This window comes from Desulfovibrio biadhensis (assembly GCF_055388615.1).
Window position 1 is genome coordinate 5,059,110 of sequence record NZ_AP042477.1, and the last position, 26,923, is coordinate 5,086,032.

At 55.4% G+C, this 26,923-nt stretch carries 26 protein-coding genes; 24 read left to right on the forward strand and 2 right to left on the reverse strand.

What is annotated here, in order from left to right:
- The 8 genes from ACZ5EH_RS21970 to ACZ5EH_RS22005 all read left to right on the forward strand — a co-directional run bounded on the left by ACZ5EH_RS21970 (position 1) and on the right by ACZ5EH_RS22005 (position 10,517).
- Positions 1–2,994: an insulinase family protein gene (locus ACZ5EH_RS21970; protein ID WP_464275992.1), complete on the forward strand. Its 2,994-nt coding sequence runs from the start codon at positions 1–3 to the stop codon at positions 2,992–2,994.
- Between the two features lie 37 nt (positions 2,995–3,031).
- Entirely contained in the window at positions 3,032–4,207 is a 1,176-nt protein-coding gene (locus ACZ5EH_RS21975; RefSeq protein ID WP_464275993.1) for an ABC transporter permease, read from the forward strand.
- A gap of 3 nt (positions 4,208–4,210) precedes the next feature.
- Positions 4,211–4,978, forward strand: coding sequence for an ABC transporter ATP-binding protein (locus ACZ5EH_RS21980; protein ID WP_464275994.1), 768 nt, complete (start codon positions 4,211–4,213; stop codon positions 4,976–4,978).
- Between the two features lie 5 nt (positions 4,979–4,983).
- Complete coding sequence (locus tag ACZ5EH_RS21985) at positions 4,984–6,150, forward strand: MlaD family protein (protein ID WP_464275995.1); 1,167 nt, start codon at positions 4,984–4,986, stop codon at positions 6,148–6,150.
- Positions 6,147–6,800 (forward strand): ABC-type transport auxiliary lipoprotein family protein, encoded by a 654-nt coding sequence (locus ACZ5EH_RS21990; protein ID WP_464275996.1) that lies wholly within the window; start codon positions 6,147–6,149, stop codon positions 6,798–6,800. The genes ACZ5EH_RS21985 and ACZ5EH_RS21990 overlap by 4 nt, the downstream gene beginning before the upstream one ends.
- Before the next feature lie 20 nt (positions 6,801–6,820).
- A complete protein-coding gene (locus ACZ5EH_RS21995) occupies positions 6,821–7,963 on the forward strand; it encodes an ABC transporter substrate-binding protein (protein WP_464275997.1) in 1,143 nt (380 codons plus the stop codon).
- Positions 7,964–8,142: 179 nt separating this feature from the next.
- A complete protein-coding gene (locus tag ACZ5EH_RS22000; protein WP_464275998.1) occupies positions 8,143–8,862 on the forward strand; it encodes a lysophospholipid acyltransferase family protein in 720 nt (239 codons plus the stop codon).
- On the forward strand, positions 8,859–10,517 hold the full coding sequence (locus ACZ5EH_RS22005; protein WP_464275999.1) for a ribonuclease J: 1,659 nt from the start codon (positions 8,859–8,861) through the stop codon (positions 10,515–10,517). Before ACZ5EH_RS22000 ends, ACZ5EH_RS22005 begins: the two co-directional genes overlap by 4 nt.
- Before the next feature lie 147 nt (positions 10,518–10,664).
- Here ACZ5EH_RS22005 and ACZ5EH_RS22010 read toward each other — a convergent pair whose 3' ends face one another.
- Both ACZ5EH_RS22010 and ACZ5EH_RS22015 read right to left on the reverse strand, forming a co-directional pair.
- Positions 10,665–10,817 carry a DUF3309 family protein gene (locus ACZ5EH_RS22010; protein ID WP_464276000.1) on the reverse strand — a complete coding sequence of 51 codons (153 nt, stop codon included), beginning with the start codon at positions 10,815–10,817 and terminating at the stop codon, positions 10,665–10,667.
- Positions 10,818–10,894: 77 nt separating this feature from the next.
- On the reverse strand, positions 10,895–11,095 hold the full coding sequence (locus tag ACZ5EH_RS22015) for a CsbD family protein (RefSeq protein WP_464276001.1): 201 nt from the start codon (positions 11,093–11,095) through the stop codon (positions 10,895–10,897).
- Between the two features lie 578 nt (positions 11,096–11,673).
- Between ACZ5EH_RS22015 and ACZ5EH_RS22020 the strand changes: the two genes are divergently transcribed.
- From ACZ5EH_RS22020 to ACZ5EH_RS22095, 16 genes are all read left to right on the forward strand, one after another.
- Positions 11,674–12,528 carry a fumarylacetoacetate hydrolase family protein gene (locus ACZ5EH_RS22020; RefSeq protein WP_464276002.1) on the forward strand — a complete coding sequence of 285 codons (855 nt, stop codon included), beginning with the start codon at positions 11,674–11,676 and terminating at the stop codon, positions 12,526–12,528.
- A 186-nt stretch (positions 12,529–12,714) separates the two neighbouring features.
- Complete coding sequence (gene rpsB, locus ACZ5EH_RS22025; protein WP_464276003.1) at positions 12,715–13,515, forward strand: 30S ribosomal protein S2; 801 nt, start codon at positions 12,715–12,717, stop codon at positions 13,513–13,515.
- Positions 13,516–13,678: 163 nt separating this feature from the next.
- Positions 13,679–14,302: a translation elongation factor Ts gene (gene tsf, locus ACZ5EH_RS22030; protein WP_464276004.1), complete on the forward strand. Its 624-nt coding sequence runs from the start codon at positions 13,679–13,681 to the stop codon at positions 14,300–14,302.
- 95 nt (positions 14,303–14,397) lie between these two features.
- Positions 14,398–15,117, forward strand: a complete 720-nt coding sequence (pyrH, locus tag ACZ5EH_RS22035; RefSeq protein ID WP_464276005.1) for a UMP kinase — start codon at positions 14,398–14,400, stop codon at positions 15,115–15,117.
- A 6-nt stretch (positions 15,118–15,123) separates the two neighbouring features.
- On the forward strand, positions 15,124–15,678 hold the full coding sequence (frr, locus tag ACZ5EH_RS22040; RefSeq protein ID WP_464276006.1) for a ribosome recycling factor: 555 nt from the start codon (positions 15,124–15,126) through the stop codon (positions 15,676–15,678).
- A 2-nt stretch (positions 15,679–15,680) separates the two neighbouring features.
- On the forward strand, positions 15,681–16,394 hold the full coding sequence (locus ACZ5EH_RS22045; RefSeq protein WP_464278347.1) for an isoprenyl transferase: 714 nt from the start codon (positions 15,681–15,683) through the stop codon (positions 16,392–16,394).
- On the forward strand, positions 16,391–17,203 hold the full coding sequence (locus ACZ5EH_RS22050) for a phosphatidate cytidylyltransferase (RefSeq protein ID WP_464276007.1): 813 nt from the start codon (positions 16,391–16,393) through the stop codon (positions 17,201–17,203). Before ACZ5EH_RS22045 ends, ACZ5EH_RS22050 begins: the two co-directional genes overlap by 4 nt.
- Positions 17,204–17,275: 72 nt before the next feature.
- Positions 17,276–18,544, forward strand: a complete 1,269-nt coding sequence (locus tag ACZ5EH_RS22055; RefSeq protein ID WP_464276008.1) for a 1-deoxy-D-xylulose-5-phosphate reductoisomerase — start codon at positions 17,276–17,278, stop codon at positions 18,542–18,544.
- A gap of 23 nt (positions 18,545–18,567) precedes the next feature.
- Positions 18,568–19,647 (forward strand): RIP metalloprotease RseP, encoded by a 1,080-nt coding sequence (gene rseP / locus ACZ5EH_RS22060; protein ID WP_464276009.1) that lies wholly within the window; start codon positions 18,568–18,570, stop codon positions 19,645–19,647.
- Complete coding sequence (gene tsaB, locus ACZ5EH_RS22065; RefSeq protein WP_464276010.1) at positions 19,607–20,482, forward strand: tRNA (adenosine(37)-N6)-threonylcarbamoyltransferase complex dimerization subunit type 1 TsaB; 876 nt, start codon at positions 19,607–19,609, stop codon at positions 20,480–20,482. Before rseP ends, tsaB begins: the two co-directional genes overlap by 41 nt.
- 213 nt (positions 20,483–20,695) lie before the next feature.
- Positions 20,696–21,574: a flagellin N-terminal helical domain-containing protein gene (locus tag ACZ5EH_RS22070; protein WP_464276011.1), complete on the forward strand. Its 879-nt coding sequence runs from the start codon at positions 20,696–20,698 to the stop codon at positions 21,572–21,574.
- A gap of 177 nt (positions 21,575–21,751) precedes the next feature.
- Positions 21,752–22,120: a hypothetical protein gene (locus ACZ5EH_RS22075; RefSeq protein WP_464276012.1), complete on the forward strand. Its 369-nt coding sequence runs from the start codon at positions 21,752–21,754 to the stop codon at positions 22,118–22,120.
- Positions 22,113–23,822: a flagellar filament capping protein FliD gene (gene fliD / locus ACZ5EH_RS22080; protein ID WP_464276013.1), complete on the forward strand. Its 1,710-nt coding sequence runs from the start codon at positions 22,113–22,115 to the stop codon at positions 23,820–23,822. The genes ACZ5EH_RS22075 and fliD overlap by 8 nt, the downstream gene beginning before the upstream one ends.
- A gap of 20 nt (positions 23,823–23,842) precedes the next feature.
- A complete protein-coding gene (fliS, locus tag ACZ5EH_RS22085; RefSeq protein ID WP_464276014.1) occupies positions 23,843–24,607 on the forward strand; it encodes a flagellar export chaperone FliS in 765 nt (254 codons plus the stop codon).
- A gap of 102 nt (positions 24,608–24,709) precedes the next feature.
- Entirely contained in the window at positions 24,710–25,528 is an 819-nt protein-coding gene (locus ACZ5EH_RS22090; RefSeq protein WP_464276015.1) for a nitrilase-related carbon-nitrogen hydrolase, read from the forward strand.
- Positions 25,529–25,603: 75 nt separating this feature from the next.
- The gene (locus tag ACZ5EH_RS22095; protein WP_464276016.1) at positions 25,604–26,788 is read left to right on the forward strand and encodes a YIP1 family protein; all 1,185 of its coding nucleotides are present in this window, start codon (positions 25,604–25,606) and stop codon (positions 26,786–26,788) included.
- Positions 26,789–26,923 lie beyond the last annotated feature (135 nt).

Sequence of the window (26,923 nt, forward strand, 5' to 3'; positions counted from 1 at the left end):
ATGGATTTGGTACACGGTTTCAAGCTCTTGGAAGAGCAAGAAATTCAAGAAATAGCATCCACGGTAAAATTGTGGCGCCACGAAGCCAGCGGCGCTGAACTGCTGTCACTGGTGAACGAAGACGAAAACAAGGTCTTTGGCGTCAGCTTCCGCACCCCTCCCAGTGATTCCACGGGGGTGGCCCACATCCTCGAACACAGCGTGCTGTGCGGTTCAGAAAAATACCCACTCAAAGAACCCTTTGTCGAATTGCTAAAGGGATCGCTTAAGACGTTTCTCAACGCATTCACCTTTCCTGACAAGACCTGCTACCCGGTGGCCAGCGCCAACGTGCAGGATTTCTACAATCTTATCGATGTCTATCTCGACGCAGTATTCCACCCCCTGATCCCAGAGCATGTATTCCGGCAGGAAGGATGGCGTCTTGAACCTGCGCCGGATGCGCCGCAAGGATATGCTTTCAAGGGTGTGGTCTATAATGAAATGAAGGGCGCTTATTCCTCTCCCGACGCCCAATTGCACGAAAAGGCCCAGCAGACGCTGTTTCCCGATACGCTCTACGGCCTGGATTCCGGGGGCGACCCGGCCAACATTCCCGATCTGACCTATGAAGATTTCAAGCGTTTCCATGACACCTGCTATCACCCGAGCAATGCCCGGTTCTTTTTCCACGGCAACGACCCCGAGGAAAAACGACTGGAACTGATCGACGCGTGCATCGCTCCTTTTGGGAAGCTGGATGTGGACACCTCCGTTCCTTTGCAGCCAGCCATGACTGAGCCGGCCACCCTTACTCTGCCCTACCCTGCGGATGCGCAGGAAGAAGATGAGGATCATCGCAGGGAGCGTTGTCTCGTGACTGTTTCCTGGCTCTTTCCGCAGGCGCCGGAAGTGGAGGATTCCCTTGTCTGGCAGATGTTGGAAACAATCCTTGTCGGCCTTCCCGGCGCGCCTTTGCGCAAGGCGCTTCTGGATTCAGGACTCGGGGAGGACATGGTCGGCATCGGCTTGGAAACCGAACTGGCGCAATCCTACTTTTCCACGGGGCTCAAAGGTATAGCCAAAGAAAATGCAGAGCGCGTCGAAGCGTTGATCATCTCGACCCTCGAAGGACTTGCAAACGACGGACTCCCGGCGGAGCTGGTGGAAGCCGCTGTGAACAGCCTGGAGTTCGACCTGCGCGAAAACAACACAGGGCGCTTCCCCCGTGGGCTCAACCTGATGCTGCGCAGTCTGACCCAATGGCTGTATGACAAGTCACCTTTCGCGCCTTTGGCGTTTGCCGCTCCCTTGAACAGCGTGAAGGAACGTCTGGCTGCCGGTCAGCCCGTCTTTGAAGACTGCATACGCACCTTGCTGTTACGCAACCCACACAGGGTGACGCTTTTGCTCGAACCGGACGACACTTTAGCGCAGACGCTGCTCCAAGAGGAGCAAAAACGCGTGGAGCAGAAGCTGGCGGAGCTGGACGAAGCCGGCAAAAAGCACCTGGCAGAAGAGGCCGACGTGCTGCGCAAGCTGCAGGAAACGCCGGATTCCCCTGATGCGCTGGCAACCCTGCCCCGGTTGACCATTGACGACCTGCCGCGGGAAAACGTCACCATCGCCAAGGAAGAGCGTGTATACGGCGGTGTAAAAACGCTGCTGCATGACATTCCCACCAATGGCCTGCTCTATCTGGACCTGGCTTTTGATCTGCTGCCCACGTATTCAAAACGCCCCCTTCTCAAACTGCTGACGCCTCTTTTCTGCAGGGCACTGCTGGAAATGGGCACCAGCCGCAGAGATTACGTTGAGCTCTCCACCCGCATCGCCCGCAAAACGGGCGGCATCGACGCCGACCCCTTTGTCAGCGCCATGAACTGCTCAGGCGACGTTGCAGCGCGGCTGATAATGCGCGGCAAGTCCACGCTGCTCAAGGTGGGAGACCTGACTGACATTTTTCAGGAAATCCTTTGTGAAGCAAGTTTTGCCGATGCCTCCAGACTGGTGCAGCTGGTGCAGGAAGAGTTGGCCGGCATGGAGGAAAAGATCGCGCCCATGGGGCATCGCATTGCCATGCTCCGGGCAGAAACGCCCCATTCCAAGGCAGCGGCGATAAGCGAAGCCCTACAGGGCGCCAGCCAACTGCTTTTTCTGCGCCGCCTCACCGCCGTACTCAGCAGCAAACGCAACGCAGTGGAAGCCTTGCAGGAAGCCCTGGAGCATTTTCGCAGCATGGTCTTGCAGCGTGACAAGCTGGTGTGCAACGTGACAACGCCCGAAAAATCCATGCGCGGTGTAGCGCCTGTTCTGGAAAGCTTTTTCAACGCACTGCCAAAAGGCCCTTACGGCGCTGCTGCCACAAACACATTGGAAGAATTGTTGGGCGACGACTTCGCCACGCCTGCTGGTAAGGCCTACCATCTGGGGCACTGCAACGAGGCAATGAGCATCTCGTCCCAGATCAACTTTGTGGCCAAGGCCTCCAATCTTTACACGGACAAGTACCAGTTTCACGGTTCCGCCCTTGTCGCGTCCAGGCTGCTCTCCACTGGGTGGCTGTGGGACCGCGTCCGGGTGCAAGGCGGCGCGTACGGCGCTTTCTGCAACATCGATCGCCTTTCCGGTGTGGTGAGCATGGGCAGCTACCGCGATCCCAACCTTCTGACCACCATCGAGGCCTTTGACGCTTCAGCAAAGGCGTTGCGCGCCATCGCCAAGGACCGCAGCGTGTTGGAGAGCGGCATCATCGGCACTGTAGGCGCGCTGGATGAACATTTGTTGCCGGATGCCAAAGGGCTCACATCTCTTTTACGCTGGCTGGTCGGGGATACCGATGAAAACCGGCAAACCCTGCGTGAACAGGTACTTGAAGCCACTGCCGAAGACATTGAGCCCCTGGTCGAAGCGCTGGAAGTCTTTGCCGCAAACGGAACCACTGCGGCCCTGGGGTCTCGCGAAGCCCTGAAACAGCTTGAATCCCATGGCTGGAATGTTACAAGGCTTCTGTAATCAGCAAACCAAGGTAACCTAACGGATACGCCAGGGAATGAGCGAACAGGATAAACGGGATAAAACCCGTCATCAGGACGGATATAATGCAAAAGAGCGCCCTGTTGCGTCTCTTGAGCGTTATGAGCAAAACGGCATTGTTGTTCTCGAGCTGCAAGGGCACTTGGACTACAATGGCGTGTCCGCGATATGGGAAGATGCGCTCAAGGCGGCAAAAGAGTCCGGTGACAACAAGCTTGTCCTGAACATGGCCAAGGTCGATTCCATGGACATGGCCGGGGCAGGTCTGCTCACGGAGTTGCAAGTTCGCCGCGGCCGCGCCGGCAAGTTTCTGGAAATCCATGATCTGCGCAAGGAATTCCGCCCTTTGCTGGATATGTTCGCCCCAACCGATTTTGTAGATACAGGGGCGCGCCCCAAATTTGACCTGGCCGAGTTCGTAGGCCGGAGTGCGGTTGATGTCTGGAACGACCTCTCCGTACTGGTTTCATTTGTGGGCGAAATGGTTGCCGCCATGACCTACGTGGCGCGCCACCCGCGTTCTGTTCGTTGGAAGGATTTCATTCTGGTTTGCGAACGCGCCGGTGTTTTCGCCCTGCCCATTGTGGCCCTGATAGGTTTCCTCATGGGGCTTATCATGGCGTTTCAGTCCGCTGTCCCGCTACAACGCTTTGGCGCGGATATCTATGTCGCCAACCTGTTGACCATCTCCATGGTGCGTGAACTCGGACCGCTTGTCACCGCCATTCTCCTGGCAGGGCGCTCCGGATCAGCCTTTGCTGCAGAAATCGGCACCATGACGGTCAACGAGGAAGTCAACGCGCTCAAAACCATGGGACTGGACCCCGTGCGGTTCCTTGCCGTCCCCCGTGTGCTCGCGGCCATGGTCATGACCCCCGTGCTCACCATATTCTTCAATGTCTGCGCGCTGGCAGGGGGCGCCGTGGTCGTGGTGCAACTTGGCTACCCCTTCATCACCTATATTCTGCGTGTGGAATCCGCCATCAACCTTGGCGACGTATGGGGCGGTCTGTTCAAGGCCATGGTCTTCAGCATTCTGGTATCCGGCATCGGGTGCCTGCGCGGCCTGCGAACCGGCGCCGGCGCGAGTTCCGTGGGCACGTCCACTACCTCTGCGGTTGTCAGCGGCCTGGTGCTCATCGCCGTTTCGGACGGCATCATGGCCGTATGCTTCTACATTGTGGGGTGGTGAGGCATGTCTCCAAAACGAGATTCCAAAGGCCCCATAATCGAAATCAGCAACCTGCGTATCGGATACGGGGAGACCATCGTACTCCACGACCTGACCTTCAATATCAACGCAGGTGAAGTCTTTGTGATCATGGGCGGCTCAGGATGCGGCAAAAGCACGCTTCTCAAGCACATCATCAGTTTATACACCCCCATGCAAGGGAGCATCGTGATCGACGGCGACGAGCTTGTGGGGGCCGACGCCAAGACACAGCACCGCATCCTGCGTAAATTCGGCGTCACCTACCAATCAGGGGCGCTCTTTGGCTCCATGACCCTGCTGGAAAACGTCAGGCTTCCCATGGAAGAATTTACCGAACTTCCCGAAGCCACCATGGACCTCATAGCGCGGATGAAACTGTCCCTCGTGGGCCTTCTGGGATACGAGCACCATTTACCCTCCGAACTTTCCGGGGGCATGCAAAAACGCGCCGCCATGGCGCGCGCCATGGCCCTGGACCCGATGATGATGTTCCTTGACGAGCCTTCAGCCGGACTCGACCCCATCACCTCGGCCAGCCTGGACCAGCTTATTCTCAAACTCCGGGACAGTCTGGGCATGACCTTTGTCATTGTATCCCATGAACTGGAAAGCATATACACCATAGCCGACAAGGTTATTCTGCTGGATAAACGCAGCAAGTCAATTATTGCCGAGGGAAGTCCCACATGGCTACGTGACAATTCGGACAACCCCATGGTACGCAACTTTTTCAACCGCAAGCCGGAATAGACCTCATGTCCATTACTAAAGGAACGTACTTCAGAATCGGCGTATTTGTGCTCACAGGCATGGGCATATTGCTGGCGACGGTAATTGTTATCGGCGGCGCTGCTCTATTCCAGTCCACAATTCCAGCCGAAACATATTTCAATGAATCCGTACAGGGACTCGACATCGGCGCTCCCGTCAAGTACCGCGGGGTTCCCATAGGCCGTGTAAGCAATATCGGCTTTCTCATGAACAAGTACCCCCAAAGCAAGGACGGCAAACGCGCCTCGCGTTACGTGCTGGTAGAAATGGAACTGCGCGAAGAAGTGTTCAAAAACTTCCTGCCCATAAAAGATATAGAGGAACGGCTGCAGAGAACCGTGGACATGGGGTTACGGGTTCGTTTGACATCTCAAGGGCTAACCGGAGTTTCCTTTCTGGAGATCAACTTTTTCGACCCCAAGACCAACCCACCCCTGCCAATCAACTGGGACCCGGAATCTCTGTATTTTCCTTCTGCCCCCAGCACCATGAGCCGGCTGGAATCTGCTCTGGACGCCGTGGGCGGAGTTATGCGCGATCTTGAAAAGGTCAACTTTGCTGGCTTTGCCGAGACACTGGACGATTTTATCAGCACCCTGGACAAGTCCCTGAAGGAAGCCAACGTCAAGGATATTGGCGAACTTCTGGTCCAGAGCCTGGCCGAACTGCGCGATACCCTCGCCAGAGTCCACGTGCTTGTGGAAGACCCCAAAGCCGATACCATCATACCAGACGCTTCGGATGCGGCTGCCAGCGCCAAACGCATTCTGGAGCATTCTGAAAACCGTGTGGGCAACGCTGTTGTCGCCATCCAGGAGGCGGCTCAAAAGATCCGCCAGGTTTCGGAAAATCTGGACAAACTCCTTGGCGACCCCGCGTTGAACAAGAGCGCAGACAAATTACCCCAGACACTGAACAACGTGGACGAGGCATCCAAAGACATACGGCGCAGCGCCGTAGAACTGGACAGGCTGCTACGCGGGCTCAACGATCTGTTGCAGGGCGAAAGCGGCAATGTCAGCGCAATCATGGAAGACACAAAGACGGCGATCCAGAACTTCAACGAGCTGGTGCAGGACGTGAAGAAGCAACCTTCCAGGCTGTTCTTCAGCGAGCCCCCGGCGCACATCAATCCGGAGCAACTGCCGTGACGACTCAACGCATCCTATTGTTAAGCGTGGTGTTGCTGCTGCTGGCAGGCTGTAGCGGCGGCTCCATCTTGAAGCAGCCCGATCCCGTCAAACGATACTTTTCTTTGCAATCGGAGCGCGACACCATGGTTTGTTCCGCTTCGGCAGGGGAAGTGCTCAAGATTCGTCGTATTGCCGTGGCGCCTACCTTTGCAGCGCGTGAATTCACCTACCGCATCGGGTCGGAGGAATACGACAGCGATTATTACAACCTTTTCCTGGTGCAACCTCAGGACATGCTGACGCAAGGCATTTACGAGTGGTTCTCCAGTTCCGGGCTGTTCAGCCACGTGGTGCCAGCTTCCAGCGCCATGCGCCCCAACTATATACTGGAATCCAACGTTACCCGGTTGTATGGGGACTACAGCGCGCCAGGCCAGTCCAAGGCTGTCATAGAGATCCAGTTCTTTTTGCTCAAGGATGAGATGGCCCGCTACAAGGTCGCTTTCTGCAAGGACTACCAGAAGGAAACTCCGTTGAACGACCGCTCCGCCCCGGCCCTTGCCGCTGCATTCCAGCAATCATTTAAGGATATTTTGACCGAACTCGAGCAAGATATTGCTTCCGTGTTGCGCAATGCGCCGCAGAAGGATGTAGACGATCAACCTTAGCCCATGGAGGACACCGAGCCATGTTTCGCATCAGCCGCTCCTTGTTTGTGATCGCATTTTGCCTGTTACTGGCCGTGCCGGCCCTGGCGGCCGACCCCATCAAATTGGGCGCGGTCTTCTCCATTACCGGGCCGGCATCGTTTCTGGGTGAACCTGAAAGAAACTCTGTTGAACTGGCAGTGGAACAGATCAATGCTGCTGGCGGCGTCCTGGGGCGCCCCCTCGAGGTGGTGATTTACGACGATGAGACCGACGTCAACAAAACCGTACTGAACATCGACAAGCTGCTGCGCAAGGACAAGGTTTCTGCCCTCATCGGCCCGACCACTTCGGGCAACACGCTGGCCGTGGTGATGAAGGCCGAACAGGCCAAGGTGCCCATGATGTCGTGCGCCGCGGCCGAAAAAATCACGGTGCCTCTCAAAAAGCATGTTTTCAAGGATACGCCTTCGGACCGCTACGCCGTGGAAAAAATCCTGACCCACGCCGGGAAGCAGGGCTACAAAAAAATCGCCATCATCACGGTTTCCGATGGCTTTGGCCAGGCTGGCCGGGCTTTTCTCAAAAAGATGGTGCCCGAAATGGGCTTCGAACTGCTGGCGGACGAGGTTTACGGTCCCAAAGACACCGACATGACAGCGCAACTTACCAAGATTAAGGGGTTGAACCCTGACGCCATCGTGTGCTGGGGAACCAACCCCGGCCCTGCAGTGGTGGCCCGTAACCGTGCGCAGCTCGGGATTGAAACGCCCCTCTATATGAGCCACGGCGTTGCCTCCAAAAAGTTCATCGAACTGGCCGGCGAAGCTGCCGAGGGATTGATGTTGCCTGCAGGGCGTTTGATCGTGGCCGAACAAATCCCCGATGATCATCCGCAAAAGGCCGAACTGCTCAAATACAAGAAGCTCTACGAGGATCGATACGACGGTGAAGTGTCCACCTTTGGCGGGCATGGCTGGGACGCCGTAAAAATTCTTGTGGCAGCCATAGAAAAGGCCGGATCCGATGATCCCGCTGCCATCACCAATGCCATTGAGCAGGTCACCGGCCTGGTAGGTACAGCCGGCGTCTTCAACTTCTCCCCTGAAGACCACAACGGCCTGGACGCCAGCGCCTTTACCATGGTCACCATTGAAAACGGCGACTGGAAGGTCATGGAATAACGAATTCTTCTTTTAATACACCTGCCCCGCGCACATAATGTGTGCGGGGCTTTTTTTGTACATTTGTATTCCAATGCAAACGTCCTGCAGGGAGGGCCTATAATTTCCCATGGCCTTTATCTCCATTATGTTTTACACACGGACGTTGCGAAAACGCAAACCTGATACTATTGCTGACCATGCTTCGAGATATTTTTTTCCTGAGCGTATTCATACCTGCGACCATTGTTTGTTCGCTGGGCTCCATTATTTTTGGACGCCTTTTCCGCAACAAGCGCCTGGCAGGCATCAGCGGCAGACTTTGGAGCCAGGCCACGCTGTTTGCGTCCGGCCTGCGCATTCACACGGACCTGAGCGCGCTGCCCAAGGACAAGCCTGTTGTAATAATGGCCAACCACCAGAGTTTGCTGGATATTCCGCTGTTGTACACGGCACTGAGCGGCCGGACCATCAACTTTGTGGCCAAGGAAAGTCTGTTCCAGGTACCGCTTTTCGGCAAAGCCATGGAAGCCGCTGGCCACGTTGCCATCGATCGTGGTAACCGTCGCAAGGCAATGAAGAGTGTGGAGCAGGCAGTGCAGAGCGCCCAGGAGGGGCGATACGTGGTCATATTTCCGGAAGGAACCCGCGCCACGGATTATTCTACGCTGCAGGATTTCAAAGTCGGCGGCATGATCATTGCCCTCAAAACGGAACTGCCTGTCGCACCCGTTCTTATTTATGGCTCGGGCCCTGCTCTCCCTAAAGGACGCAACATGCTTTGCAAGGAGCACAAGGACATTTATATCAAGGCGCTGCCCCCTATCGATACCAGCGGTTATACCCTGAAGGACCGCGAACGTTTCAAGGACGACCTCTTCAAGGTGATGCACGCCGGCTACCAGGAGATGGCCAGATGAACACCCCGAAACCAGTGACCATCACCCCCTTGGGGGGACTTGGCGAAATCGGCATGAATTGTCTGTTGATTCATACCGATACCGAAATGATCGTCGTCGACTGCGGTCTCATGTTCCCGGACGACTACCTTCTTGGCATTGATATCGTCATTCCGCGATTCGACTTTCTGTTGGCCAACAAGCACAAGCTCAAAGGGATAATCCTTACCCACGGACATGAAGACCATATAGGCGCACTGGCCTGGCTGGTGCCGTATATTAATGTCCCGATCTACGGCTCCCATTTCACCCTTTCCCTGGTGGAAAACCGCCTGCGCGAGCATGGCCTGGACAAACATGTCAAATTCAACCAGGTCAACGTTGGCGACCGCATTGAATTCGACGAAATGGCCGTCACTTTTTTCCGTGTCTGCCACTCCATCATCGAAGGGTTTGGCCTGGGCATAGAAACACCTGTTGGCCGCTTTGTGCACACCGGGGATTTCAAGATCGACAACAACCCCATGGGGGGGCACTTCACCGATCTTGCAGCGTTTCGCGAATTTTCCTCGCAAGGTGTGGAACTGCTGTTTTCCGACTCCACCAATGTCGAACGCAGTGGCCACTCCATTACCGAACGCGAAATCATGTCCACCCTGGGCGATATTTTTTCCAAGGCTGACGGCCGTATCCTGGTCACACTTTTCTCCAGCCATATCCAACGCATTCAGGAAATATTCGACCTGGCGAAAGAATACGGCCGCAAGGTTGCCGTCAATGGCCGCTCCCTGCTTGGCAACATAGATGTGGCCAGCAACCTGGGCTACCTTCGCATTCCCGACAACACCTATGTTGATATCGAGGAAATCTGCAACCTGCCCGATGAACGGGTTGTCTTGATCGTCACCGGCTCACAAGGCGAGCCCCTTTCCGCCCTGGCCCGCATAGCCAACAACGAGCACCGCCAATTGCGCATCAATCCTGGCGATACCGTTCTCATGTCCTCGCGCTTCATCCCGGGCAATGTCCGCGCCATCACAAAGGTTATCAACAACCTTTACCGGTTGGGGGCGGAGGTGCTTTACGAACGGGTCCAGGCCATCCATGCCTCTGGCCACGCCTACCGGGAAGAGCTCCAGCTCATGCTGCAGACCGTCAAACCAAAATACTTCATTCCGGTGCACGGCGAATACCGCCACCTGGTCAAACACGCCCGTTTGGCCACAGAAAACGGCGTTGCCCCTGAACGCGCCATTGTCATAGAAAACGGCCAACCCATCACCCTGCTCCCCGACGGGGGCATTCGCCTTGAAGAACACATCCCCGTGGATTCCATATACGTGGATGGCAAAGGTGTTGGAGATGTGGGGCACACCGTGCTCAAGGAACGCCACTTGTTGGGAGGTGGCGGACTGGTTGTCGCCGTCATGGTCATCGAGGAAGAAAACTGGGAAATCCTGCTGGGACCGGACGTGCAATCCAAGGGATTCGTCTTCGAACAACAATACAGTCATCTGTTGGAAGACGCCAAGTGCATCATCCTGGACATTTTCGAGAACATCCCTCCAGGAGAGGATGAAAAACTGCGCGAACGTATCCGCTCCTCGCTGCGCCGCTTTTTCCGCAAGGTGCTGGAGCGTGATCCCGTGGTTCTGCCCCTGGTGATGGTGGTCTAAAAATCCCAGATGGCATTACCTGTCACCTTTGCCAAGTGACCCGCCGCAAGATTTTCTCGTCTGCCCCTCTTTCTGGGGGCCAAACGCAAGACAACCGGCCATTCTGCAACAGCCGGTTGTCTTGAAGTTCTGACTACTGTTGTATCCTCAGATATGCCCCATTAAAAGCAGGATAATCACAATGAGGAGCACGAGCCCCAGCCCACCGCTGGGGTAGTACCCCCATCTTCTGCTGTAGGGCCAGGCCGGAACAGCTCCTATCAAAAGAAGTATCAGGATAATAATCAATATCGTTCCCATATATACTCCGTTTTTTTGTCAATACAACTTTGTGTTCACAATAGCAGCCTCTTTCAGGAAACTATACGATTACGCAGCTACTGCTGCGAACTGTACCACTTGTCTACCTGCTCCTTAGCCTGTTCTTTTGTATATCCGTACAACTCTTGCAGCTTCCCGATAAGACTTTCTTCTTCACCATTTATATAGCTGATATCGTCGTTGGTCAGCTTACTCCATTGCTTTTTCACATCACCCTGCAACTGGTTCCATTTTCCTTTGAGCATTTCAGCGTTCATTTCAAGTCTCCTTGGAGTAAAAGGTCATTTTTGAGGGCAAGACGTGTTTTCTGTAATTTTATGCCAGCACTTCATGCAGTAAAAGCAATTCTACTGCGCATAATTCCCCTAATCTCTACAGTTACCCTTTTATGCCACTGTTCCACACTGAAGAAGGGTACAAACACGTTGTGTTTCGGGTAGTGGCAGTGTAGGGCTTTCACCTACGCAAGGGGCCGCCTCTATAGACAGCGTTGTCCAGCTGTCCATCTTTGTTGGGAGAATCGCCCCCACGCAACCACACCCGTTTTTCGCAATTCAGACCAGTTTTTCTCAGGCAAGATTTCCAGCGCAAAGGAAAACCATGGAGAAAGGAAGACGACAGAATACTGCTTCTAAGGCAAAACGCGCAGATCTGTTACGTCCTGTGCGAAGAACTACGGCATGCAAACGCCCCATTGTCCGGACAGGCTTTCCAGATAGGATATAAACATACCGTGTCAGGCGTCGTTCATGCATTAGACATGAAGCCCCCCTGCTGCTATCGTGATGAAGTAGTCATGATGTCGTAATGCCCAGCAGATAAAGTGAGGAGTGTCATGCGAGTTTTACGAGTACGCTTTCAGGACAAAGTCTTTTACGGGGCGCTGCAAGAAGTGCCCAAGGAATCCCCTGAAGAGGGGGGAGCTTCCTTTGATTTGTTTGTTCAATGCCTGAACAAGGAACTTGGCTTCACCGAGCCTATTCCTTTGCAAATGTGTGGCGTGCTGCCGCCGGTGGTACCCACTAAAATGATTTGCGTGGCGGTTAATTATCGCCAACACGCCGAAGAAATGGGGCACACTGTACCAGAGGAACCGGTGCTTTTTCTCAAGCCCCCTTCCGCTGTCATCGGCAGTGGACAGCCTGTGATCCTCCCCTCTGTTTCGCAGCGGGTGGATTACGAAGGGGAACTCGCCGTGATCATCGGCAAAAACTGTCGTAACGTGCCCCCGGACCAGGTTGCCGAACATATTTTCGGTTATGCCTGCGCCAATGATGTCACCGCGCGTGATATCCAGAAGCGCGATGGGCAGTATGGCCGGGCCAAGGGCTTCGACACCTTTGCCCCCATTGGGCCATGGATCGAAACCCAGGTGGAGGATCCAAGCAATCTGGAACTCATCACTTCGCTCAATGGTGAGGAGAAGCAGAGAGGCAACACCTCTGACATGGTATTCTCTCCTTACGAGTTGGTGAGCAATATTTCAAAATCCATGACGCTCTTTCCTGGTGACGTGATCCTCACCGGCACGCCTTCCGGAGTGGGAGCGCTCAAGTCGGGCGACGAAGTTCGTGTCGAGATATCTCAGGTTGGCACCCTCATCACCCCTGTAGTGAGTGAAGCGGAGCTCAAAGAGATAGAAGCTGAAAAAACGCAACAAAAAGCTGATCAGGATTCCTTGTTGCAATAACCAGTTACCTAACGGTCGTTTTACACTTGCCAGGAAGTTTGATTTGGCGTATGCGATCGTGTTCTTGCACTACGCACACCCCGTTTGCCGTCTTCCGGGTGTTCCGGACCTGTCTGCACACATGCGCGGGCCGGAATGGGAGATTTACGGCTGGGGTGGAGGAAAAACCATTTACAAGGAGTAGTTATGGCTTACGTAACCATGAAGCAGATGCTCGAAACCGGTGTCCACTTTGGTCACCAGACTCGCCGTTGGAATCCCAAGATGCGTCCGTACATCTTCGGCGCTCGTAACGGAATCCACATCATGGACCTGCAGCAGACCGTAAAGCTTTTCCAAAAAGCTCACGACAAGGTCGTGGACACGGTGGCCAAGGGCGGCAAGGTGATCTTCATCGGCACCAAGCGCCAGGCACAGGAATCCGTGAAGACCGAGGCCGAGCGTTCTGGCATGTACTATGTCACCAACCGTTGGATGGGCGGCACGCTGACCAACTTTCAGACCATACGCCGCAGCATCGAACGCCTGAAGAAGCTGGAATCCATGTTCGCCGACGGCACCATCAACCGCTTCACCAAAAAGGAAGTGCTCTTCTTCCAACGCGAGATGGACAAGCTGAACGAAGTCCTGGGCGGTATCAAAGACATGGACGATATTCCGCAAATGGCCTTCATCGTTGACCCCAAGCGTGAAGATATCGCGGTGAAGGAATGCCGCAAGCTTGGCATCACCATCGCCGCCATTGTGGACTCCAACTGCGACCCCGACGTGGTGGACTACGTGATCCCCGGCAACGACGACGCTATCCGCGCCATCAAGCTGTTCGTTACGGCCATTGCCGACGCTTGCCTCGAGGGAACAGCTTCCCAGAAGGATCGTGACATGGCGGCTGAAAAGGAAGGCGAAAAGGCCCCTGTGGAGGCTCCCGCCGCTGCTGAACAGGCTGCCGAAGCTGCGCCTGCAGAAGCCGCACCCAAAGCCGAATAACGTTTTCCCCTGTTGCAGGGGTGAGCATGCCGGGGTGGAGCACGCCCTGCTGCTTCATGTGCATGCTGTAGAAAAAGGAAATCAAGACAGCAAGTTGCTGTTTTGGCAAATACATAGAACCGAGAACACGCCACCAGAAGTATAATCATAAGGAGTGACGCGAATGTCTATCAGCGCTCAACAGGTCAAAACCCTGCGCGAAAAGACCGGTGCAGGTATGATGGACTGCAAGAAAGCCTTGCAGGAGTCCGGAGGAGACGAAGAAAAAGCCGTCGCATGGTTGCGCCAGAAGGGCCTTTCCAAGGCTGCCAAGCGCGCTGGCCGTGCTACCTCTGAAGGCCTGATCGGCTCTTACATCCACAACACTGGTAAAATCGGCGTCATGGTTGAGCTCAAATGTGAGACCGACTTCGTTGCTCGCAACGAACGTTTCCAGCAGCTGGCCAAAGACATCGCCATGCAGATCGCCGCAGCCAACCCTGTGTGCGTATCTCCTGAAGACCTGCCCCAGGACTTGCTCGAAAAGGAAAAGGTGATCTTCCGTGAGCAGGCTCTGGCTGAAGGCAAGCCCGAAAACATCGTGGACAAGATCGTCGAGGGCCGCGTCAAAAAGTACTATCAGGAAGTCTGCCTGCTCAACCAGCCCTTCATCAAGGACGACAAGGTCACTATCGGCGACCTGGTGAACGAGCTGGTCGCTGCGATTGGCGAGCGCATCCATGTCGGACGTTTCGACCGCATGGAACTCGGCGCCGAGCCCGCGAGCGAAGAAAAGGCCGAAGACTAGTTTGTGATACTAAACGGGCTTTCGGGCCCGTTTTTTCTTGCCAGACCACTTCCGCGGCGGAGGCTAATACCCTCCGCCGCTTTAAAAGGTTCCCGATGAGTACTCTGCGCTACCCCCGGATATTGTTGAAATTGAGCGGCGAGGCCTTGGCCGGAGACAAGGAATTCGGCATCGACCCTGACACCATCCGCGGTTTCTGCAGAGAAATCGCCGAGGTCGTTGAGCTGGGTGTCGAGATGGCCCTTGTTATTGGCGGTGGCAACATTTTCCGGGGCATGGCCGCCTCGGAACAGGGCATGGACCGCGTCAGCGGCGATTACATGGGCATGCTCGCCACTGTCATGAACGCCTTGGCCGTCCAGGACGCCTTGGAAAAGACCGGCTTGCAAACCCGCGTGCTCTCCGCCATCACCATGCGCGAAGTGGCCGAGCCCTACATCAGGCGCCGCGCAATGCGGCACCTTGAAAGAGGCCGCGTGGTCATTTTTGCGGCCGGTACGGGCAATCCATTCTTCACAACGGATACGGCCGCCGTCCTGCGCGCCAATGAAGTCAAGGCTCAGGCCATTCTCAAGGCCACCAAGGTCGATGGCGTTTACGACAAAGACCCCATGAAGCATGATGACGCCGTCAAGTACGAGACGGTCTCCTATGACGAAACCCTGCAGAAACACCTGGGGGTCATGGATTCCGCAGCCATATCCCTGGCCATGGACAACAACCTGCCCATCATCGTATTCAATCTGACCACCCCGGGGAATATCAAGCGCGTCGTCACAGGCGAACGCATCGGCACCACCGTTCAAGGAGGTTAGACAGCCATGGAATCAGTTCTTAAAGATAGCAAACAGCGCATGAGCAAAGTAATGGAAAACCTTGAAAAAGAATTTTCCAAACTGCGCACCGGCCGTGCCTCATCCATGCTGGTTGAAGACGTGCGTGTTGACTATTACGGCACGCCCACGCCTTTGAGCCAGATTGCTTCCATTTCCGTGCCTGACAGCCGCACCATCACCATTCAACCATGGGACCGCAACGCTTTTGGCGATGTGGAGAAGGCCTTGCTCAAGTCTGATCTCGGCCTGACCCCAGTGAATGACGGCAAGATCATCCGCATCAACATCCCCCCCCTTACTGAAGAACGGCGCAAAGAACTGGCCAAGGTTGCCAAAAAGTACACCGAAGACGCCAAGGTCGCCGTGCGAAACGTCCGCCGTGATGCCAACGAAACCTTGAAGAAAATGAAAAACGACAAGGAAATCACGGAAGACGACATGCACAAGGGGCAGGACGACGTCCAGAAGCTCACTGACCAGTACGTTGCCAAGTCGGATGAAATCTACGCGGCAAAAGAAGCCGAAATCATGGAGATTTGACGCTGTCAGCTCAAATATTGCCCAAGCACGTCGCTATCATCATGGATGGCAATGGCCGCTGGGCGCAACAGCGAGGTCTGCCAAGGAGCAAAGGGCATAAAGCCGGCACCGAAGCGGCCAAGGCCATCGTCACAGCTTGTCGCGATCGCGGCATTGGGTATCTTACGCTCTATACCTTCTCCAAAGAAAACTGGGCCAGGCCTAAAGATGAGGTTTCCTTCCTCTTCGACCTCCTGGCCCAGTTTCTCAAGCGGGAACTCGCCAGCCTCATGGAGAAGGGCATCCGCATTAGTATTCTTGGCGAACCTGGCGATCTGCCCTTTGCCACCCGCCAGGTGCTCAAGCACGCCGTCTCCTCCACCAAAGGCAACACCACCTTGCAACTCAACCTGGCCCTCAACTATTCTGGCCGGGCTGAGATCGTACGCGCGTGCAAACGCATCATGCAGGACGGATTGGACCCTGAAGCCCTGGACGAAGAGACCTTCAAGAACTATCTCTACACAGCAGGGCAACCAGACCCGGACCTGGTCATACGCACCAGCGGAGAAATTAGACTGAGCAACTACCTGCTCTACCAGTCCGCGTATTCGGAACTGTATTTCCCCGATGTGTTGTGGCCGGATTTTTCCCCAGAAGAACTGGACAAGGCCATCAGTGACTTTGCCGGCCGCAGCCGGCGCTTTGGCAAGACACAGGAGCAAATAACGCCATGACCATGTCTTCGCACGGCCAGCGTTGGCTCACCTCCCTTCTTTTATTGCCCTTGCTGGCACTCATTCTTTATCTTGGAGGGTGGTGGCTCTTTTTTGCCGTTGCGCTCGTGTCCTGTATCGCGCAATTCGAATTTTACACCATGTTCTGGCGCGATGCGCGTTTTGCCGCCAAAATCGTCGGCCTTGCTCTAGGCATCCTGATCCTGGTTCTCGGCGCCCTTGGCCACCCACTGTGGGGGGGCGGGCTGCTTCTGGCAGTGTTCTGGATTCTTCAATTACGCTTTCTTTTCCAATACTCCAGCGCGCCGCACATGGCCGACTATCAGTCAAAGATATTGCTGCTGTGCGGCCTGCTCTACATTCCTGTATCGCTGCAGTGCTTCCTGTTTCTTGGCCCCATAGAAATTCTCTTTGTGATGCTGACCACCTTTGCTTCGGATACCGGAGCCTATTACGCCGGGAGCATCCTGTCCGGCCCCAAGGTCTGGCCTGCCATCAGCCCCAAGAAAACCTGGGCCGGAAGCTTTGGCGGGCTGGCGGTATGCCTGCTGATAACCGCTTTCTTCGCCCTTTTCCTGCCCCCGGAAGTTTTGCAGGGCGCAGGATTCTGGACTTGGCTCGGCCTCGGCCTGGCCTTGAATCTCGCTGCCCAGTACGGTGATTTCTTCGAATCCGCACTCAAGCGCAGCCTGGATATCAAGGACTCCGGCGCCTTCCTCCCCGGACACGGGGGCATGCTGGACCGCATAGACGGCATGCTCTTGGCGTTGCCGGTTTACATGCTCATCCGAAGCCTGTATCTGCTGTAGCTTTATTGGAGGTGCGCGCCCGACCAGCCGAACAAGTTGCCCGCCCTCCTGCTTACCATGCAAGGAACTTACATGCCCAGCAATGCCAGCACCTCTTCTTCCGCTCTGCACAGCGGCTATATTTCCCAACTGCCGGCCGAACGTCTTGCCGCTGATTTTCCACGTTCCATCGCAGTCATGGGCAGCACCGGCTCCATCGGGGTAAACACCCTGAATGTTGCAGCCGAACACCCCGACGCTTTCAAAATCATCGCCCTTGCAGGGGCACGCAATATAGAACTGCTGGCCAAGCAGGCCGACAAGTGGCGCCCCAAATGGCTGGCGGTGCTTGATGCAAACGGCGCCAAAAAGCTGCAGGAACTCCTGCCCGCAGGCTATAGCCCGGAAATCGTCTGGGGGGCCGATGGCAACGAAACCCTGGCCACCCTGCCAGAGGTTTCCATGGTAGTGGCCGCACAGGTTGGAGCCGCCGGACTGCGCCCCGCCCTTGCAGCGGCCAAAGCTGGCAAGACAATCGCCCTGGCCAACAAGGAAGCCCTGGTTCTGGCGGGGGAACTCTTCCGCCAGGCCTGTTCGGAAAGCGGCGCTGTCATCCTGCCGGTGGATTCTGAACACAATGCTCTATTCCAAGGACTCTCAGGGCACGCCCCCGAAGATGTGCGACGCATCATCCTCACAGCTTCCGGCGGTCCATTTCGGGGGCGCACCAAAGAGGAACTGGCCGTCGTCACACCGGAAATGGCCCTGAAGCACCCCAACTGGAGTATGGGCGCCAAAGTCACCATTGATTCCTCCACCCTGATGAATAAAGGGCTGGAAGTCATTGAAGCATACCACTTGTACGGCCAGCCCCTGGAGAATATTGCGGTCGTGGTCCACCCCCAGAGCATTATCCACTCTCTGGTCGAGTACCACGACGGGTCGCAACTCGCGCACCTGGGGCAGCCGGACATGCGCATTCCCATTGCCTACTGCATGGGGTGGCCCAAGCGATTGCCACTCTCCCTGGAGCCACTGGACCTGGCCAAAGTGGGCAGCCTGACGTTCCAGGAGCCTGACCTGGAGGCATTCCCCTGTCTGGCGCTGGCAATGCAAAGCCTGGACCCCGCCACTGGCGGTCCGGGGCAACGCATCGTGCTGAACGCGGCCAACGAGATCGCCGTGGCCGCTTTTCTGGAAAAAAAGATTTCGTATCTGGACATTCCCCGGTTGCTGCGCAAAGCGCTGGAAGAATATGCCCGTTCCAGTAACGGGCAGCCTGGCAGCCTGGAGGAAATTCTCGAACTCGACAGCTCCGCCCGAAAGCAGGCAGAGGCCATGGTCGCCTCACCTTCTTTCTGAGCAGGAGCAGGAAAAAATACCATATGCAAAGTGTTCTCGCAGTCGTCCTCGTCCTCGGCCTGCTCATCGCCTTTCACGAGCTGGGCCATTTTCTCGTGGCACGGGCTCTGGGAATTGGCGTAAAAACCTTTTCCCTGGGTTTTCCGCCCAAGATTTTCTCATTCAAATGGGGGCAGACACGCTATCAGCTCTCCCTGCTCCCCCTTGGCGGATACGTCTCCCTGGTGGGAGAAACTCGTGAGGAAGATTTGCCCGAAGGGTTCACCATCGACCAAAGCTTCATGCACCGCCCCGCCTGGCATCGCATGCTGGTAGTCGCTGCCGGACCGGTCTTCAACTTCATTCTGGCAGTACTCATTTATTGGGGCGTTTTCTGGGCGCAGGGCGCCATTGAAATGCTCCCCGTCATCGGCGATGTCCGCGACGCAAGCCCCGCCATGGAAGCCGGACTGGAGACGGGCGACCAGGTTACAGCCATCGACGGACAACCCGTCAATTTCTGGCGCGATCTCTCCTCCATTATCCAGGCAAGCGAAGGCAAAACACTGACCCTTACGGTCAAACGCGGAGATGAAACATTCACCCGCGAAGTGCAGCCTGAACTCACAGTGCACAAGAACATCTTTGGCGAGGACATCAAAACGCCCCTCATCGGCATCACCTCCAAAGGGGATACCACGACCATCCCGCTAGGGGCGGGCTCTGCATTTACAGAGGCCTTTGTCCAGTTCTGGCAGATCGTCAAACTCACGGGACAAGGCGTCCAAAAAATCATAGAACGGGTCATTCCGCTGAACACGGTGGGCGGCCCGATCCTCATCGTGCAGATGGTCTCAGAACAGGCCAGCCAGGGATTCGTCAATCTGCTGGCCCTCACGGCGCTCATCAGCATCAACCTAGGGCTCATCAACCTGTTGCCCATCCCCGTTCTCGACGGCGGGCACATCCTGTTTTTTGGCATCGAAGCGATTTTCAGACGTCCCGTACCGGAAAAAATTCAGGACCTGACGACAAAAATCGGCCTGGCGCTGCTTATAACACTCATGATTCTGGCGACATACAATGACCTCGCGCGCAACTTCCCGTGGCTTTCGTTCAATTGAGCCAACGCCGCTTCTGGTCTTGAATGCCGCTGAAGGGCGGCTGCAGATCGTCCTTGGCCATGCTGTCGGGGAGAAAGACGCCATGCAGGAGCTGGAACTCCTGCATGCCCAGGAGTGGAGCGCCTTTGGCAAGGCCATGGGCCTGCTGGCGCCCTCCCTGCACCACGCCTTTTCCATGCTCTTCCAGCAGGCGCCCAGGCTTAGCGGTATCGCCTGTGTCAGAGGGCCTGGCAACTTTACAGGGCTGCGCCTTTCCCTGGCCACAGCCTTGGGCCTCTCGCGCTCGCGCAACGCACCCTTGGCTGGCATCGACTACTTGCCGTTGCTGGCTGACAGTGCCTGGCAGGAACTGCCGGCGCCGGAAAACATCTGTACATCCCTGTGGGTCGTCACCCATTCCAGGGGCGGAGAGGTTTATATGCAGGGGTTCGCCCCTGATGCTTCCGGGAGTCTGTGCCCCCTGGCGCCCCCTGTCTCCGTTACGGCCACCGAGGCTCTCTCCCAGCTCGAAAAGGCGCCCCACCCGTCATTGGTTCTCGGGAGCGGCCTCCGGCGGAATGCCGGTGTTTTTGCAGTGTTGCCGCAAGGGGTAACTGCCCTTTCCTCGTCATGGGATCATCCCACAGCCGAAGCGCTTTTACGCCATGGACTCCGAGCGCCCTATAGCATGGAGGCTCCCGCTCCGATGTACTTGCGGGATTCAGATGCGGAAGAAAACATAGAGCATATCGCCCGCAAACAGAGGCGCGATCCCGAAGCCATGAAAACCGACCTTGAGCGGCTCAGGGCTTTTATGGGTGAAGAAACGGGGCATTCCTCTAAATCTGAGCCATAAGTCTTTCTGTATTCCAGCTTTTCCTATTCTAGCCCGGGTGCACGTCGCCCGGGCTTTTTTTCGTTATTTCTCCCTAAAGAAAAAATTTTACCAGACGATCAAGGATGCAACCGCGTCGGAGAAAACCTGTTGGCACAGGGGGAAGGATCCTCCTCAGGCATTTAAGACGCACTACGGCAAGGAAGCCGATCATCTTTCACGGAGGAAAGAACTATGTCTCTGGTAATCAATCACAACTTGATGGCGGCGAACGCAGCGCGCAACCTGCGCACTTCATATGGAAACCTGGGCAACTCGGTTTCCCGTTTGTCATCCGGTTTACGCGTTGTATCCGCCTCTGACGACGCCGCCGGGCTGGCTGTCCGCGAGCTCATGCGCGCAGACATCACCTCTCTCAATCAGGGTGTCCGCAACGCCAACGACGCCATTTCTCTCATTCAGACTGCTGACGGCGCCCTTGGCGTCATCGACGAAAAGCTGATCCGCATGAAAGAACTGGCGCAACAGGCCGCAACGGGTACCTATACTTCCGATCAACGTATGATCATCGATTCCGAATACCAGGCCATGGCTTCGGAAATCACACGTATCGCCAACGCCACCGACTTCAACGGCATCTACCTGCTGAATGGTAACCTTTCCAGCGGCACCCACAGCGGGGCTACGTTGAACTCCACCGGCAAGCTGAAGGTTCACTTCGGTACTGCCAACGACTCGGCGGAAGACTACTACTACATCCAGATAGATACATCCACGGCTTCAGCCCTTGGGCTCGGCCTGGCAGCAGGGAACTCCATCTCCACGCAGCAGCTTGCGCAGGAGTCCCTGGTCAAGATTCAAAACGCCATTGTTTCCAAGGATAAGATCAGAGCCAACCTGGGCGCTCTGCAAAACCGGCTGGAAAATACCATCACCAACCTGGAAATCCAGTCCGAAAACCTGCAGGCAGCAGAATCCCGCATCTCCGACGTAGACGTATCCCTCGAGATGACCGAATTCGTGCGGCAGCAGATTCTCACGCAGTCCGCAGTGGCCATGCTCTCGCAGGCCAACTCCTTGCCCAGAATGGCCATGCAGCTCTTGGGAGGTTAGTAAGTAAGACGCACTAACAGCATAGCAATCCAGGTGAAAGTGGGGGGCACCCTGCTTTCGCCTGGATTTATGGCTCCGCCACACGCTGAACCTGTTTTCTGATGGCATTTTCCTTGCAACCTGACAGCCGGAGTCGCATAACAGGAAAAGATTTCCCCCTCTTTGGAGGAGGTAGCCATGAACAATTACATCTCCGGCCAGAATCTCCATACCGGACACGGAACCGGCACTGCCCCCCATGGCGTGCCTGGTCTGTTGTTTTGTATGGATTCTGCTTTGCAACACCAGCGTGTATGTTGGAAAGAGAGTTTGGAACGCAATAAAGAAGATGTTGCTGCATATACTGCGTCCAGAGTGTCTTTGAATGCCCCCTTGCTGGGCCCTGACACCATGGAAGCCTTTCTGGTCGTGGAGGTAAACACCTGCAACGAAGAGATTCCCTGCACGCCTATCACCCATGTCACCAATGGGGCAGCAAAAAAGAACCTCTCTCAGCTTTTGCGTACTGTCAGCTGCATGAGCGAAGGGGGATCCCTCCATGGCTAGTGATTATGTTTCCGGCCAAATATCTTTTGCAGGACTTGGTTCCGGTACCGACTTCCAGACCATGATCGATCAATTGATCAAAGTGGAGTCGATCCATAAGAATCAGCTCGAGTATTGGAAAGAAAGCTGGGCACTTAAAATCGAAGCGCTTGATGCGCTTAACAACTCCATCGCTTCCTTACGGACGACTCTTGATAGTATGGATTCGGTGGGAGAATTTTTGGTCAAAGACGCGGAAAGCAGCGAAACAGACGTACTTTCTGCCACCGCCGATGACAAAGCCGAAGAAGGATCGCATATTATCGAGGTCCACCAGCTTGCACAGAATTCGGTATGGATGAGTGGCAACGGACTTTCCAATGCGAATGGCGTGGTGACACCTTTTGGCCAGACGTTCAGATTCTACTACGACGATCCCAACGACGACGAAGGCGCAAAATCAGTCGGCATATGGGTGCCTGTCGGCACCAAATTCGATGACTTTATCAACATGATCAACACACATCCGGACAATCCCGGGGTCAAAGCCAGCAAAGTTTCTGATGGCCATAGTTATTATCTACAACTGCGCGGTATGGATACAGGAGAAGAAGCGGATCTTCTCGTTTCTAACGGCTATTTTGGAAACTTCACATCGATAACGGAGACGCAGGCAAATCAGGACGCAAAAGTTAAAGTTGATGGCTGGCCGCCAGCAGCTGACGAATACATTTCCAACAGCACCAATACATTGGAAGATACGTTAGCAGGCATCAACATGACGCTCAAGGGGACCGGCACCTCACAGGTAAATGTCAAGACGAATACTGACAGCGTTGTCGAAAACGTTGCCACCTTCATTGAGAAGGTCAACGAGATGCGAACGTTGTTTAAAGGCTTGACCGATGTCGAGGAAGGAGAAAAAGAGAATAAGCCGCGCGGGTCCATCATGACGGGCAACTATGCAGTGCAACTCGTTATGAGCAACCTGAAAAGCGTCACTGCGGAAATCGCCAAGGGATTTGATTACTACGACGAAAAAACAGGGAAAGGCGATAAGTACTCCACTCTTTCCCAACTGGGAATCCTGACTGATGCGGACCAATCGTCACCGACCAATGGCTTGCTTGTCCTCGACAAGGAGAAATTTCTCGAGGTATTGAATGAGGATCCGGAAGCCGTAGCAAAGGTGTTCGCCGCAAAGGACGAGGGCACCCAGACGATTGAATCCGGCAGTTTCAAATACTATTCGCATGTTTCTACAGTCACCAAGCCCGGGCACTACGATGTTTCGTACACCGTTTCCGGTGGAAAGGTGACCGATGCCACCGTTGGCGGCGTCAAGACTAAAATCAACAACAACGATGGCACTCTTACGGTCATGTCTGGCGCAGCAAAAGGTTTGGTCGTCAAAGTCCTTGATACGAGCTCGGACGGCACTTTTGGGGGCTCAGTCAGCCTTAAGCAAGGCAAAGCCGGGGAAATCGCGGATATTCTCAAGGAGTACACGAATGAAGAAGACGGCCCTATGCATATTGTGGTCGATAACTATAAAGACATCATCCAAGGCATAGACAAAAAGATTCTTTACGAAGAAGATCGCCTGGACCGCAGAGCAAAGGAACTTAAGCTCAAATTCGCCAGGCTCGAAGCCCTTCTGGGTGAATATGACCAGATTGGCAAGTCTTTGAACAGTGCAGTAGCCCAGCTTCAAACTCAATAGAGACCATATAGGAGCATGCAATGCTGAAAGCGGCGCAAGCATATTTACATACCCAGGTGAACACCACCTCACAGGCGCAACTCTTGCTCATGCTGTATGACGGGGGGATAAAATTCCTCAAGCAGGCGAAGATCAAGATTGAAGAAAAGAACTTTGCTGAAAAAGGCATATTGATATCCAAGGCGCTGGACATCATTGCCGAGCTTGATGGCAGCCTGAACCCCGAAAAAGGGGGCGATCTGGCCACCAACCTGCACCACCTCTATTTCTATTGCAATACCAGACTCTTGCAAGCAAACCTCAAGATGGACACCACGCTTATTGATGAAGTCATCAATATTCTTTTGAGCTTGCGGGACGCCTTTGCGCAAATATCCGGCGAAGCACCCGCCCAGCAAAGCGCTGCGCCTGCTAACAACAATGGAGCCAGGGCAAAAGCCTTTGGTCAGGCCGCAGGGGTTTCCCTCCAGACCTCCCAGTCCCCGAAACCAGCACCCAGCCAAACGCAACAGCAGGCGCCTGCGCCTAAGACCAACGTAACCCCCCTTCCCAAACAGGGCAAACAGGCACCCACTGCGGCGCCTGCTCCCAAACCGGCGCAAGAGGCAAAAGCAAAGACGTCTACTCCGCAGCAATCGCAAGGGGAAAAGCATGCCCCCGAACCTGAAAAAAAGGCGGCGGAGACCCAAGGGGCTCCTACAGAGCAAAAGGTCACGGCCACGCCCAAGCAGAGCCGGCTTTTGGCTGGCGCCAATATCTACAAGCGGATGGCTTCTCAGGAATAGCGTCCGTGTATCTGCTGGTGCAGAACCGGCCTCCTGCCGTAAAGGGCTTTTTTTGCCCTCTATCAGTTCCCTTCCGCCCTTTGGTGTATTATATCCATCCGAATGGAGACAAACGAAACGCCTGTCTTTGGCGTATGCCAGACACCCGTTCTCAAAAACCGTTCGGAACTCGCGCATTTTCTTGACCTGGCAGCGCAGGACGTTCAACGTCACGCGCCTGGCGCCAGGTCGATGTTTCTATTTCCAGAAATATTCTGGGGCGGGTTTGATTACGACCGCTCAGAAGAGCTTGCAAACGCCACCCCCGCCCTGCTCCAGTGGTTGCAGAAGGAAGCTGGAGACCGTGGACTTCTTGTTGGCGGCACCTTCTGGGAAAAATACGAAAACACCCTGCGCAATACGTTCTACCTGGCCGGTACGGGGGTGGAAGCGCCTCAAAGAATTCGCTCTAAACTGCAGCTTTTCACATTTTCTGCCGAGCATGAACACTTTTCCGCCGGCACAAGGCCGCCTCAGCCCGTGGATGTGCAGGGGGTCACCTGTGGCGTGGCCATCTGTTTTGAGCTGCGTTTCCCTGAAATTTTTCGTCACCAGGGTGCTCAGGGCATGGAGCTCATGCTGCTCTGTTCGCAATGGCCCATCGCCAGGGCCGGGCACCTGGAAATCCTCACCAAGGCCAGAGCATTGGAGAATCAAAGCTTTTTACTTTCCTGCAACGCCTGCGGCCCATCCCCTGCAGGGCAGTTGGCAGGCGGGTCGCGCCTTGTCACGCCATGGGGAGAAGATCTTTTCGTATGCGACGACGCCCCTGCTGTTGCTTGCGCACCTTTGCCAAAGGCAGACCTGGAGCGGGCAAGAAAGGCGTTTGACACGCGTCACTGCAACATTTTATGCACCATCTCTTGCGAGCGAAATTCTTGATTATGGGAAGTAGCGACAGTAGACTGTCCTGACAGCACATACAACAATCCCAATGAAACATTCCAAGGACGCCCCATGGATATAATCTGCCCTGAATGCAATTTTTCCCGCACCGTACCGGACGAGAAGGTTCCCCCCACGGCAGAGGTGGCTACCTGCCCGAAGTGCAAGGCGAAATTCCGTTTCCGTACGTTGAGCAAACCTGCGGATTTCCAGGAGCAGCTTGCCCAGGAACAGGCCGACCGCCCAGCACCGCAAAAACCTGCGCCCAGGCCCGAAACACCGCCTGCAGGTCCTACGGTTGCGTCTGACTTTGGGGCTGGCAGGCCTGAATCTCGCCCTGAGACGCCCCCCCAGGTGCCTGAAATGCCGGGCCACACACCCCCGGCAGCGCCTGACATGCACGCAGAAGCGCCCCGGGAAGAAGACGCATCACCTATGGGCGCCAGACTGCCGTACGAAAATAACGAAGATTACATTCAGCTCCCCCGGCCTCGCATCCCAGGCCAGAAGCCGGGGCAACAGCCCCAAGGCGACGTGTTTGCAGGGCTCGAGCGCATGGGGGACGGGGACCGCGCCAGGCAAGGCAGGGAAGCGTACAAGCAAACCGCCGATGATGCGGAAGGTGAATACTACGAGGAGGACGTTCCCTGGGAGCGCCTGGATGCCTACGGATTTTTCCCCGGGCTCATGGCCACCCTCAAACGCGCCATGCTCAGGCCTGTCCGCTTTTTCGCCACCATGCCTGTGGGGCAGGGAATCCTGCGCCCACTGGTCTTTTACGTACTGCTCTCGCTCTTCAGCACAGTGGTGTCAACGGCATTCAACATCCTGGGCGTAACCATGCTGACCAACTTTTTCCCGCAGGGAGAAGCTATGCCCGGCGGCGCCGAATTCATGGGCATGGGTGCTGCTTCAGTAATGAATCTTTTGCTGGTCCCTGTATTCTCAGCAATATTCCTGTTCATCTGGGCTGGGGTCATGCACCTCTTTTTAACGGTTTTTCAGGCTGCCAACCGCGGTTACGAAGCGACCTTCCGCGCCGTTGCCTATGGCAGCGCGCCCACGATACTGGTGGTCATCCCGATTCTGGGGTGGCTCGTTGCCGGCTTTTGGGCGCTCGCAATCACGTTCATAGGTCTCAAAGAAATACACCGCACCAGCTACACCAGGGTGCTGCTGGCTTTTGCCGTCATGTTGGTGCTTTTCTTCGGGTTGATGATTTACATTTTCCACGCGGCCTTCTCGGCTTTACAATAGCGTGGTGTGTAGCAGGTGGGCATGATGAAAGCCTGGTTCAAACGAATGCTGCAGGAGCGCAAGGACCGCAAGCGGTACGCCCGTGAAATCGATCCCGCCTCCTTCAAGTCCATTGCAAAGGAACTCTGGTAACTG